The sequence below is a fragment of the Kingella negevensis genome (genome assembly GCF_030177895.1).
GTDB lineage: Bacteria > Pseudomonadota > Gammaproteobacteria > Burkholderiales > Neisseriaceae > Kingella_C > Kingella_C negevensis.
Genome location: NZ_CP123448.1, coordinates 1,103,706 through 1,115,152, shown reverse-complemented (window position 1 = coordinate 1,115,152; position 11,447 = coordinate 1,103,706). Strand labels below are relative to the sequence as shown.

Annotated in this window: 9 protein-coding genes and 1 pseudogene; 4 read left to right on the top strand and 6 right to left on the bottom strand. The window is 46.7% G+C overall.

Annotated features, from left to right (window positions below; genetic code table 11):
* Positions 1–30: 30 nt before the first annotated feature.
* The gene (locus QEO93_RS06215) at positions 31–1,224 is read right to left on the bottom strand and encodes an amino acid aminotransferase (RefSeq protein ID WP_085815659.1); all 1,194 of its coding nucleotides are present in this window, start codon (positions 1,222–1,224) and stop codon (positions 31–33) included.
* 166 nt (positions 1,225–1,390) lie between these two features.
* On the opposite strand from QEO93_RS06215, the gene lnt reads away from it, so the two are divergent.
* The 4 genes from lnt (at position 1,391) to QEO93_RS06195 (ending at position 6,425) form a co-directional block, all read left to right on the top strand.
* Positions 1,391–2,935, top strand: coding sequence for an apolipoprotein N-acyltransferase (gene lnt / locus QEO93_RS06210; protein ID WP_032137254.1), 1,545 nt, complete (start codon positions 1,391–1,393; stop codon positions 2,933–2,935).
* A 436-nt stretch (positions 2,936–3,371) separates the two neighbouring features.
* Positions 3,372–4,142, top strand: coding sequence for a (Fe-S)-binding protein (locus QEO93_RS06205; protein WP_032137253.1), 771 nt, complete (start codon positions 3,372–3,374; stop codon positions 4,140–4,142).
* Complete coding sequence (locus QEO93_RS06200; RefSeq protein ID WP_032137252.1) at positions 4,139–4,828, top strand: LutC/YkgG family protein; 690 nt, start codon at positions 4,139–4,141, stop codon at positions 4,826–4,828. Before QEO93_RS06205 ends, QEO93_RS06200 begins: the two co-directional genes overlap by 4 nt.
* 148 nt (positions 4,829–4,976) lie before the next feature.
* Positions 4,977–6,425: a LutB/LldF family L-lactate oxidation iron-sulfur protein gene (locus tag QEO93_RS06195; RefSeq protein WP_032137251.1), complete on the top strand. Its 1,449-nt coding sequence runs from the start codon at positions 4,977–4,979 to the stop codon at positions 6,423–6,425.
* Positions 6,426–6,488: 63 nt separating this feature from the next.
* Here the strand turns inward: QEO93_RS06195 and gyrB are convergent, their stop codons facing one another.
* The 5 genes and pseudogenes from gyrB to QEO93_RS11670 all read right to left on the bottom strand — a co-directional run.
* Positions 6,489–8,903, bottom strand: a complete 2,415-nt coding sequence (gyrB, locus tag QEO93_RS06190) for a DNA topoisomerase (ATP-hydrolyzing) subunit B (RefSeq protein ID WP_032137250.1) — start codon at positions 8,901–8,903, stop codon at positions 6,489–6,491.
* A gap of 78 nt (positions 8,904–8,981) precedes the next feature.
* A complete protein-coding gene (locus QEO93_RS06185) occupies positions 8,982–9,860 on the bottom strand; it encodes a carbohydrate kinase family protein (RefSeq protein ID WP_032137249.1) in 879 nt (292 codons plus the stop codon).
* A 220-nt stretch (positions 9,861–10,080) separates the two neighbouring features.
* Positions 10,081–10,617, bottom strand: coding sequence for an HNH endonuclease (locus QEO93_RS06180; protein ID WP_032137248.1), 537 nt, complete (start codon positions 10,615–10,617; stop codon positions 10,081–10,083).
* 26 nt (positions 10,618–10,643) lie between these two features.
* Positions 10,644–11,153 carry a pantetheine-phosphate adenylyltransferase gene (coaD, locus tag QEO93_RS06175; protein WP_032137247.1) on the bottom strand — a complete coding sequence of 170 codons (510 nt, stop codon included), beginning with the start codon at positions 11,151–11,153 and terminating at the stop codon, positions 10,644–10,646.
* A gap of 109 nt (positions 11,154–11,262) precedes the next feature.
* A pseudogene (locus tag QEO93_RS11670) lies at positions 11,263–11,373 on the bottom strand (alcohol dehydrogenase AdhP); the annotation flags it as partial.
* Between the last annotated feature and the right edge of the window lie 74 nt (positions 11,374–11,447).

Below are 11,447 nucleotides of genomic sequence, written 5' to 3'. Positions count from 1 at the left end.
CCTGAAAATGGTTTTTCAGGCTGCTTTTTCTTACAACACTTTCACAATGCTTTCACACAAATAACGAATATTGTCATCCGTAATCCCTGCCACGTTAATGCGTCCTGAACGTACGGCATAAATCGCAAATTCGTCTTTCAGTCTGTCCACTTGTTCCGCAGTCAAACCGCTAAACGAGAACATGCCATTTTGTTGCACGATAAAGCTGAAATCTTGTTCCGCGCCGCATTCTTTGAGCAAATCGACAAATTTTTGGCGCATGGCTTTGATTCGTGCGCGCATTTCGTTCAATTCAGCTTCCCATTGCGCTTTCAATTCAGCGTCTTGCAACACTATGGCAACGGTTGTGCCGCCGTGTGAAGCTGGGTTGGAATACAGTGTGCGGATAATGGTTTTTACTTGGCTGAATGCACGAACGGCGGTTTCTTCGTTGGCGGCAACCAAAGTGAATGCGCCCACGCGTTCGTTATACATGCCGAAGTTTTTGGAATACGAGCTGGCAATCAGCATTTCTGGATTGTGTTGGGCGAATGCGCGTAAACCGTATGCGTCTTCTTCCAAGCCGTTGGCGAAACCTTGATAGGCGAAGTCAAACAATGGCAACCAGCCTTTTTCTGCGGACATTTTTGCTAAGTTTTCCCATTGTTCAGGCGTTGGGTCGATGCCTGTTGGGTTGTGGCAGCAGCCGTGCAATAACAGCACATCTCCGCGTTCTGCTTGTGCCAAATCTGCCAATAAGCCGTCCCAGTCTAGGCTATGAGTGGTTTTGTCGTAATAACGATAATCGGCAATTTCCATGCCAACCGCTTTGAAAATGGCGTTGTGGTTTGGCCATGTTGGGGCGGAAATCCACACTTTTTTCGCACCTGATTGGTGTTTGATGAATTCGGCTGCGATACGCAATGCGCCTGTGCCGCCTAAACTTTGCGCAGTTTTGGCGCGTTTGTTGGCGATGATTTCGTGGTTTTCGCCAAATAATAAAACTTGTGTCGCGGCGTTGTAAGCAGCCACGCCGTCAATGGTTAAATAATTTTTGGTGTTTTCTTGTGCCAATAGGCGTGTTTCGGCTTCTTTAACGGCTTTTAAAATCGGGGTTTTGCCTTGCGCGTCTTTATACACGCCAATGCCTAAGTTTACTTTTTCGCTGCGTTGCTCGGCTTTGAATGCTTCGCCTAAGCCTAAAATAGGGTCAGCTGGAGCAGCCTGAATATGGTCAAAAAACATGATGAAACATCCTTAAAGTGAGTAAAAATTTAAGCTCATATTATAGTTTGGATTTTGGATAGGCAGATAGCATTTATTGCAGCCTGAAAACCTATTTTCAGGCTGCATTTTTTATATTCACGCTATAATTTCTTCTTTTCTTTAATCCTCACGCAGCCTAAAAACCATGTTCGCAAAACTAGATTCCTTTTGGCAAAAACCGCCAGTTTATTTCTTCGTGCTAACGCTAATCGCCGCCGCTACACCGTTTACCTTCGCACCGTATTACCAATTCTGGCTCATGCCGCTGTTGTTTGGTGCGCTGATTCGTTTGACGGAACTGAAACCGCATCGCCGCGTATCGTCTGCATATTGGTTTGGCGTGGTGGCTTACGCGACACAATTTTGGTGGATTCACACGGCTTTGCATGATGTTTCAGGTTTATCCAACGTCTTCGCCATTCCACTTACATTTTTGCTGCCGATGTTTTTAGCGTTGTACCCAGCCGCCACATTTTGGGGGTTGGGAAAATTTGACCATTTGCCACGCGGTTGGCGCATTGGCGTTGCGCTGCCGATGATTTGGACGTTGGCGGAATTTGCGCGCGAACGTGTCTTAACAGGATTTGGCTGGGGCGCGTTGGGTTATTCGCAAATCGCAAGCGGCAGCCCGTTGGCAGGATTTGCGCCAGTGAGTGGCATTCATTTGGTTACGTTGCTAACCGCTGCCGTGAGTGCGTGGTTGGTTTTGCTTGTGGACAATTCTTTTGTGAAACAGCGTATTGCGGCGGCTGCGGCGATTGTGGGTGTGTTGTTTTCAGGCTGCATTTTGAAAACGGTGGAGTGGACGCAACCGATTGGCGACACAACGACAGTCGCGCTGGCGCAGGGCAATATTTCGCAGCAATTAAAATTTGATGAAAACGCGCTGCCTGAAACGTATCGCCGTTATTACAACCAAGTTTCACAGAGCAAGGCGCAAATTATTGTGCTGCCTGAAACGGCGTTTCCGCAATTTTTGCAAAACACGCAGCCTGAAATTTTGAATGCGTTTGCGCGAGCGGCGAAACAAAATAGCAGCGCGTTGGCGGTGGGCGTTCCTGTGTTTACAGCGGACGAGGCGAATTATTTGAATGCGATGGTTTTGTTGTCGCAATACGATGAAACGCAGCCTGAAAAAATGGCGTTGTATGCGAAAAATCATTTGGTGCCGTTTGGGGAATACAAGCCGTTGCCTGCTCTCACAAATCCGTTATACAAAATCATGAACATGCCGTTGGCGGATTTTCAGCGCGGTGGCGTGGGGCAAAAGCCGTTTGAAATGGCTGGGCAGAAAGTGGCGTTTAATATTTGTTATGAAGACGGGTTTGGCGATGAATTGATTGCTTCGGCGCGTGAATCGACACTGTTGGCGAATGCGAGCAATATGGCTTGGTATGGCGCGTCTAATGCGATGTGGCAGCAGTTGCAGCAATCGCAAACGCGGGCGTTGGAATTGGAGCGCACGATGATTCGCGCAACCAATACGGGGGCAACGGCGATTGTGTCGCACAAAGGGGAAGTGGTGGCGCAAGCGCAGCCTGATACGGAAGCGGTTTTGGAGGGCGCGGTGCAGGGGCGAAGTGGGGAAACGCTGTATATGAAATTGGGTGGAAGTTTACCGTTGATTGGCTTGCTGGTGTTGGTTTTGGTGGGGCTGAAATTTGTGTTCAAATCGCAGCCTGAAAAATAAAAATGCACGGTTTTCAGGCTGCCTGAAAACCGTGTTTTGATTGTAGTTTAATATCACAAGAAAACAGGCAATGTAGTAAATTTAATATTGATGAATTTAAAATCTGTTTTTAATCGTGGCTAATGATTTGGTTTGTAAGATTTAATTTTTAAATGCAAATTTTAAATTGCAGCCTGAAATTTCATTCCAACTACATACTTGTTTTTATTGAAACGAAATTACAAAACAACCGACTATTGTAATTATCTCCAATCTAATTCTTTATAACTAATTCATTGTTGCGTAAATAGATTTATTTAAAATGACTTTATTATTGCGCTATTAAATATAAGGTTATTCTGCCTTGACACCTTACACGTAATTACATAAAGTAGCGCAAAATTACACGCCTAATCAGGCATTTTCCCCAAAACATAAACCACCCAGAATAATCAAAATGAATAATCTAAACACTCCCCCAATGGACAAACCTAGCGACGTGTATTTTTTCGGTACATGTGTAGTAGACATGATTATGCCCGAAGCAGGCATGGACGCGATGACGTTGCTTGAGCAACAAGGCATTACCGTGCATTTCCCAATGGGACAAAGCTGTTGCGGTCAGCCTGCGTATTCTTCTGGACACCCAAAAGAAGCGTTTGAAGTGGCGAAAGCGCAACTGGACTTGTTCCCTGAAAACTATCCGATTGTTGTACCGTCTGGCTCTTGCGGCGGCATGATGAAACACCACTGGCCAAATCTGTTTAAAGACAGCGAATACGAATCACGCGCTAAAGAAGTGGCGGGTCGTATTGTAGAATTTACTAATTTCTTGGTGGCGATTGGTTATCAGCCTGTAGACAAGAGTGGCGATAAAATCAAAGTTGCCGTGCATACTTCTTGTGCTGCTCGCCGTGAAATGGGCGTTCATAACACAGGCTGGAAATTGATTGATAGCTTGGAAAATGTGGAACGCGTGGTGCATGACCATGAAAGCGAATGCTGCGGTTTTGGCGGCACGTTCTCTGTGAAACACCCTGATATTGCGGGTGCGATGGTTACGGATAAAGTGGCGGCATTGAAAGACACGCAAGCAGTGGAAATTGTGAGCGCAGACTGCGGTTGCATGTTGAACATTGGCGGCAAAATCGCCAAAGATGAACCAGATATGCCTAAACCAAAACACATTGCCACATTCTTGTTGGAACGCACGGGAGGTAAAGCATGAGCGCGCGCGATAATATTTTAGCTAAACTACGTAAAGCGAATGCGTACCCAATGGCTGAACCACAAACTGAAGAGTACTACCAAGAAATGTCGCCTGAATGGGAAAACGATGTTGAACGTTTGAAGCACTGGGCAAAAGCCATGCGCGCGGTGAAAACAGAGATTTTCTGGGTGCATGAAAACGATTGGGAAACGGCTTTAGTAGAAGTTGCCAAGCAAAAAGAATTGAAAAACGTGTTGTTGCCACAAACCGCAGATGGCACACGCGCACAAAAAGCGTTTCAGGCTGCAAATATTGCCACTAAAGCGTTTGATACAGCGATTGATAGCTGGAAAGATGAAATGTTCTTGGATATTTCGGCAGGTTTCAGCGCAGCGCATTGCGGTATTGCAAACACTGGCACATTGATGTTGTTGTCTTCACCAGAGCAACCGCGCACTTTGAGCTTGGTTCCTCCTGTGCATATTTGCTTGTTTGATACCAGCAAAATGTACGGTACGTTCTACGCTGCGTTGCAAGGCGAAAAATTGGCTGACAATATGCCAACCAATGCGATTTTGGTGTCAGGTCCGTCAAAAACGGCTGATATTCAATTGACGCTGGCTTATGGTGCGCACGGTCCGCGCGATTTGGTGGTGTTGGCTGTGTTGCCAAAACACATCAAAGCGGAAGACTTAGCAGAATAATAGTTGCTTAAAATTTCAATGATACGGCGTTGCCAATGTCCTTATATGCTATTCGCACACGGCGGACATTGTCGCCTTGTCTCATTTTCATTTTAAACAACTATAATTTTCAGGCAGCCTGAAAAATAATAAAAGAAAGAACACAATCATGAACCAACAAACCGTTCATTTTCATCCCCGTCCAGAAACGTTCAAACAAAATTCAGAAGCAGCCCTAGCCGATTTGCCGTTGCGTAAAAGTTTGCGCACCGCGATGGACATGCTGATGACACGCCGCAAAAACATCTTGTCAGACGAACAAGAATTGCAAATGTTGCGTACTTTGGCAGAACACGTGCGCCAACGTTCATTGGCTCGTTTGCCTGATTTGTTGGAACAACTGGAATCTAATTTAACCAAGTTGGGCGTACGCGTTCACTGGGCAGAAACTGTTGAAGACGCACAACAAATCATCTACGGCATTATGGAAACACATAATGGCAAATTGATGGTTAAAGGCAAATCCATGGTCAGCGAAGAGATTGAGCTAAACCATTATTTGGAAAGCAAATCTATACGCGCTGTGGAAAGCGATTTGGGCGAATTTATTGTGCAAATGGCTGGCGAAAAACCGACTCACATTGTGATGCCAGCAATTCATAAAACCAAAGAACAAGTCAGCGAATTGTTCCACCAAAACTTAGGCACACCATTAACAGATGATGTGGACCAATTAACAGGCTTTGCACGTAACGCCTTGCGCGATATTTACCGCAGCGCAGACGTAGGCTTGAGCGGTGTGAACTTTGCCGTAGCCGAAACAGGTACATTGTGCTTGGTGGAAAACGAAGGCAACGGTCGCTTATCGACAACTGTCCCGCCTATCCACATCGCCATCACAGGCATTGAAAAAGTGGTGGCTAAATTGTCAGACGTTGCACCATTGTTCAGCTTGTTGCCACGCAGCGCGATTGGTCAGCCAATCACCACTTATTTCAACATGATTACAGGTCCTCGCCGCAGCGAAGAGCTGGATGGTCCGCAAGAAATGCACTTGGTGCTGTTGGACAACGGTCGTACACAAGCCTTCGCAGAAGACCAAATGCGCCGTACTTTGCAATGTATCCGTTGCGGTGCGTGTATGAATCACTGTCCTGTTTACACGCGCATTGGTGGCGCAGCATACGGCACCACTTACCCAGGTCCAATCGGAGAAATCGTGTCGCCACATATGCTTGGCTTAGATAAAACCCGTGATTTGCCAACCGCTTGTTCAATGTGTGGCGCATGTGCAGAAGTTTGCCCAGTGAAAATCCCGATTACTGAGCAAATGATGAATTTGCGTATTGAAGCGCAACGCTCGCCAAAAGAAGAAGTGAAACACCCAATCAAAGGGCAGGGTGCATCACACAGTTTGGGCGAACACATGGCTTGGCGCGTGTTCAGTGGCTCGTTTAGTATGAACAAAGCCTACCGCACATTAGGCTGGGCAGCGACGACATTCCGTAGCTTAACCCCACCTTGGCAATTGAGCTGGACGCAAAACCATGTGCCAATCACGCCAGCTAAGAAAACGTTGCATCAATTAGCTGCAGAACGTAATTCCATTAAAAAATAAATAGAAAAACCGTTATTCTGATTTCAGAATGACGGTTTTTTGTTTTCAGGCTGCATTTCGCTTTTAAATATCAATATTTTGCGCGACCAAAGCATTCGCTTCAATAAAGTTACGGCGCGGTTCAACTTCATCGCCCATCAGGGTAACAAACGTCTCATCAGCCGCAATCGCGTCTTCAATGCGCACTTTCAGCAAACGGCGAACCGTTGGGTCCATGGTCGTTTCCCAAAGCTGCTCTGGGTTCATCTCGCCCAAACCTTTGTATCGCTGAATCATCAAGCCTTTTTGAGCTGCCGTCATCAATACGTCCAACGCCGCTTCAAAATTGCGAACTGGCTGCGCTTCTGCGTCGCCTTTTTTCAAGACTAAATCCGCACAATCGCGCCATTCGCGTTGTTGCTGCGATGTTTTCAGCAAAATTTGATAAGCCTTGCTGTCCACAAATTTTTGGTCGAGATACGACACGGCTACATTGCCGTGCAACTGGCGCGTGATTTGCAGATAATGCTCGCCGTCATTGCCCGCCACATATGCCAAAGAAACATCGTTGTCTTGCGTTAAATGACTGTTCAACGCCGCCAAAGCCGCTTGCGCGTGTTCCGCAGACGACAAATCAATCGCGTCGATTTCCAGCAGCGCGTGCAGCACGCCAGCGTCAATCACGCGGCTTTCTTCCGCAATCGTGTTTCGCGCGCGCAAGAATTGTTTTGCCACGCGTTCCAATTCCGCACCTTCCAAAACACGGCTGCCTGAAACGATTTGCGCCTTATCAATTGCCAAACCGAGCAAAAATTCATCTTTCTCTTGCTCGTCTTTCAAATAACGCTCAGTTTTGCCAGCCTTGGCTTTATACAATGGCGGCTGCGCAATATAAACGTAACCGCGTTCCACCAATTCAGGCATTTGGCGATAGAAAAACGTCAGCAACAACGTGCGAATGTGCGCGCCGTCCACGTCCGCATCGGTCATGATGATGATGCGATGATAGCGCAATTTTTCCAGATTAAATTCTTCCTTGCCAATGCTCGTCCCCAGCGCAGTAATCAGCGTCGCCACTTCCTGACTCGCCAACATACGCTCAAAACGCGCACGTTCCACATTCAAAATTTTACCTTTCAACGGCAAAATCGCTTGGAATTTGCGGTCGCGCCCTTGTTTTGCCGAACCGCCTGCCGAATCGCCCTCCACAAGATAAAGTTCTGATAACGCAGGGTCTTTTTCCTGACAATCTGCTAATTTGCCAGGTAAGCCCAAACCGTCCATTACACCCTTACGGCGCGTCATTTCACGCGCTTTTCGTGCTGCTTCACGCGCACGCGCCGCTTCCACGATTTTGCCGCAAATGATTTTCGCGTCATTCGGATTTTCTTCCAAAAACTCAAACAAGGCTTGCGATAACACCTCATTCACAACAGGCGCGATTTCACTAGACACCAATTTATCTTTGGTTTGCGAACTGAATTTCGGATCAGGCAATTTCACCGACAACACGCAAGTCAAACCCTCGCGCATATCATCGCCCGATGTGTCAATTTTCGCCTTTTTCGCGATTTCATTTTTATCAATATAATTGTTGATGGTGCGCGTCATCACTTGGCGCAACGCGGTTAAATGCGTACCGCCGTCTCGTTGCGGAATATTGTTTGTGAAACATTGCACCGATTCTTGGTAACTTTCGTTCCATTGCATCGCGCATTCCACAGTCATGCCGTCTTTTTCGCCAATCGCGTAAAACACTTTGTCATGTAACGGTTTTTTGCTGCCAGTCGTGTATTGTACAAAACCGACTACACCGCCACTTTCGGCAAAATTTTCGTGTTTGCCGTCGCGTTTATCAAACAATTCAATTTTGACACCATTGTTTAAAAATGATAATTCGCGGATACGTTTGGCGAGCGTTTCAAATTTGTATTGCACCAAACCAAACGTTTCTTCGCTGGCTAAAAATTGAACGCGCGTGCCGTGTTTGTTCGGGTCGCAATCGCCCACGACTTTGAGCGGCTCTACCGTTTCACCGCGATGAAATTCCACAAAATGCTCTTTGCCGTCGCGCCAAATCGTCAATTTCAGCCAATCCGACAGCGCATTCACAACAGACACGCCCACGCCGTGCAAACCGCCTGACACTTTGTAGCTGTTGTTATCAAATTTACCGCCCGCGTGCAAAATCGTCATAATCACTTCGGCAGCAGAACGCCCTTCTTTGGGGTGAATGCCTGTGGGAATGCCGCGCCCGTTGTCTTCAATCGTGATGGATTCATCGGCGTTAATCGCTACGGTGATGTTGTCGCAATGCCCTGCGAGTGCTTCATCAATGGCGTTATCCAGCACTTCAAACACCATGTGGTGCAAGCCCGAGCCGTCTTGCGTGTCGCCGATGTACATACCGGGGCGTTTGCGGACGGCTTCCAAGCCTTCTAATACTTGAATGCTGTCTGCGCCGTATTCTTGTTGGGGGTTTTGTGTTTGTTCGGTCATGTTTTGGGTACTTTTTAATGAATTGTGAAATTTTATGTTTTCAGGCTGCCTGAAAGTTAAAACGCAGCCTGAAAACCATTATTGCGGATTCATAAACGTCAAAATATCGTTCATGGAAACTTCTGGGGTTGCGCCGCGCTGTGAAGCGACAATCGCACCTAATGCACAGGCAAAGGCAAGCATTTCTTTGGGTTCTTTGTGTTGCAGGAATTGGTAGATAAAGCCTGCTAAAAAGTTATCGCCTGCGCCGACTGTATCGATAACGTTCACGCGATAGCCGTGGTGGGCGAAGATTTCGCCGTTGCGGTAATACAGTGCGCCGTATCCGCCTAAGGTAATGCAGAAATGCTGCGTTTGCGTGTGTTCGGCGAGATAGTGAATGTGTTGTTCTAAACCGTGATAGGGCGAACCGAGTGCGGCGGCGATTTCGTATAACTCGTCGTCGTTGAGTTTGATGAAATCGGCTTGGTTCATCATCTCGTGCAAGTGGTTGATGTCGTAATGCGGTTTACGCAAGTTGGCGTCGAATATTTTGAATTTGGCGTGTGGCAATAGTTCGTTCAGAGCTTGGCGTGAACGTTCGTCGTGGACACCTAGGCTGCCGTAAATGAATGCGTCTGATTGGGCGATTCGGGTTTTGGCGGCTTCGGTGGCGGCGATGTTGTCCCACGCGCAGGGGTAAACGACGTCGTAACTGGCGTTGCCATGTTTGTCTAATTGAACGTTTACGAGGCTGGTGGGGTATTGGTTGTCCACTTGGATTAAATCGGTGGCGATGGTGTTTTGAACTTGCTTGAGCAATGCTTCGCCGTCTTGGTCGTTGCCGCAGCGGCTGATTAAGCTGCAATCTGCGCCTAATGCGCTGAGTCGGACTAATACGTTTAGGGGTGCGCCGCCTAGGACTTTGTAGTTGGGAAAGTTGTCCCAAAGGACTTTGCCAAAACTGGTGATTTTCATCATTTGTCTTTCAAAATGCTGTGGGATTTTTCAGGCTGCGATAGGGGTAAATGCTGCCTGAAACGAACGCGCTATTATATCTGAAAATGGGGTTTTCTGCTTGATAACAAAGCGTTTAGGTAGTTTGAAAAGTTAATAAGCGGTATAGGGGAAAATGTCGGTGAGCCGCCGACGCTCCAAGAAATTGCAGCCTGAAAAATTGTTTTCAGGCTGCGTTTGTTTACAGTTGCTTCTTTTTAACCATTCGGTGCTTATAGTGCTGATTGCCTGCGCGGATGCTGCATTTGAAGCACAAACACATGGCGTTTTCTCTGAAACGGGTTAGTTTGTTGTTTTTACGGCGTAAAATGGAATTTCTGAGCGTGATTTCTTTGTGGCAAAAAACGCATTTGTGTTGCTGACAATCCCATACGCTTTGTTTCATGGCTTTGTATTCTAAAACGTGACTTTTTACGCTTTTATAAAGCTGATGAATATCGGCACGTAGGGCTTCGTTGATGGGCAGTTCGTCAATCAATTTGCTGGTGGGCAGGCTGGAATCTTTTTGGAAATTGCAGTAGGCGTGTACGATGAATAAATTATCAATGCTTTCTAATTTGTTTTTTAGCTCTTGATTGTCTATCCATTTGTAAATGGCGCGTGGTATGTAATGCTCTACCGACCATTTTTCGCTGACGCCCACTTGTCTGCCGCAAATAATGCACACCCCTTGGGTTTTGTCGTAGGCTTTTTGCTTTTTTATTTCTGAAATGCTCATGACAATCCTCTTTTTTCAGGCTGCGTTTATTTGTGAATATTATCCGCCAATATTTTTTGATAAACGGGGTCTGGGACATACCGATGAACGATGTCGCGCCAGCCTTTTGGCCCGACCAATCCTTTTACCATAGTGGACGAAATTTCGGCAATTTCGCGCGGTGGCATCAGGAAAACGGTTTGAATAGACGGCTGTAAATCGGCGTTGATGTAGCGAATGGCGCGTTCGTATTCGTAGTCCGTTGCGGAACGAATGCCACGTACGATAAAGGTTGCGCCAACGTCGTGGGCGTAGTTCACGAGAAACTCGTATTCAAATGATGCAACGCGCACGTTATCAAACGGGGCAACCATGTCTTGCAAAAACGCCATGCGTTCGGCGACGGTGTAGCTGCTTTTTTTGTCGGGGTTTACGCCAATGGCGACAATCAGTTCATCAAATAATTGTTGTGCTTCGGTTATCATCCATAGATGACCGTTGGTGGGTGGGTCGAAGCTGCCTGCGTACACGGCGCGGCGGAAGGTGCGTTGGGGCATGAAAGTTGTCCAAATGAAAAACAGTTGGCAAGGTTAAACAGTATTGAAACGTGGGTCAATAAAAATGCAGCCTGAAAGATGTTTTCAGGCTGCATTTATCTATTGATAATTAGTGTCCTGCACCGCCACAAGTCCCACAGTAGCCTGAAGAAGTTTTGTGCATATCAATCACCATGCGACCTGAAATTTTGCCTTCACGCATTTCGTCAAAAATCGCAGGGTTTATTCTGTTTGATTGAGATTTTAGCTCATGCTATTTTTCAGGCTGCAATACAAGATATAATTCAGATTAAA

Excerpts from the sequence above, each read along its gene's own strand:
- QEO93_RS06205 (WP_032137253.1), top strand. The coding sequence starts at position 3,372 with ATGAATAATCTAAACACTCCCCCAATGGACAAACCTAGCGACGTGTAT.
- lnt (WP_032137254.1), top strand. The coding sequence starts at position 1,391 with ATGTTCGCAAAACTAGATTCCTTTTGGCAAAAACCGCCAGTTTATTTC.
- QEO93_RS06185 (WP_032137249.1), bottom strand. The coding sequence starts at position 9,860 with ATGAAAATCACCAGTTTTGGCAAAGTCCTTTGGGACAACTTTCCCAAC.
- coaD (WP_032137247.1), bottom strand. The coding sequence starts at position 11,153 with ATGCCCCAACGCACCTTCCGCCGCGCCGTGTACGCAGGCAGCTTCGAC.
- QEO93_RS06200 (WP_032137252.1), top strand. The coding sequence starts at position 4,139 with ATGAGCGCGCGCGATAATATTTTAGCTAAACTACGTAAAGCGAATGCG.
- QEO93_RS06215 (WP_085815659.1), bottom strand. The coding sequence starts at position 1,224 with ATGTTTTTTGACCATATTCAGGCTGCTCCAGCTGACCCTATTTTAGGC.
- QEO93_RS06180 (WP_032137248.1), bottom strand. The coding sequence starts at position 10,617 with ATGAGCATTTCAGAAATAAAAAAGCAAAAAGCCTACGACAAAACCCAA.
- QEO93_RS06195 (WP_032137251.1), top strand. The coding sequence starts at position 4,977 with ATGAACCAACAAACCGTTCATTTTCATCCCCGTCCAGAAACGTTCAAA.
- gyrB (WP_032137250.1), bottom strand. The coding sequence starts at position 8,903 with ATGACCGAACAAACACAAAACCCCCAACAAGAATACGGCGCAGACAGC.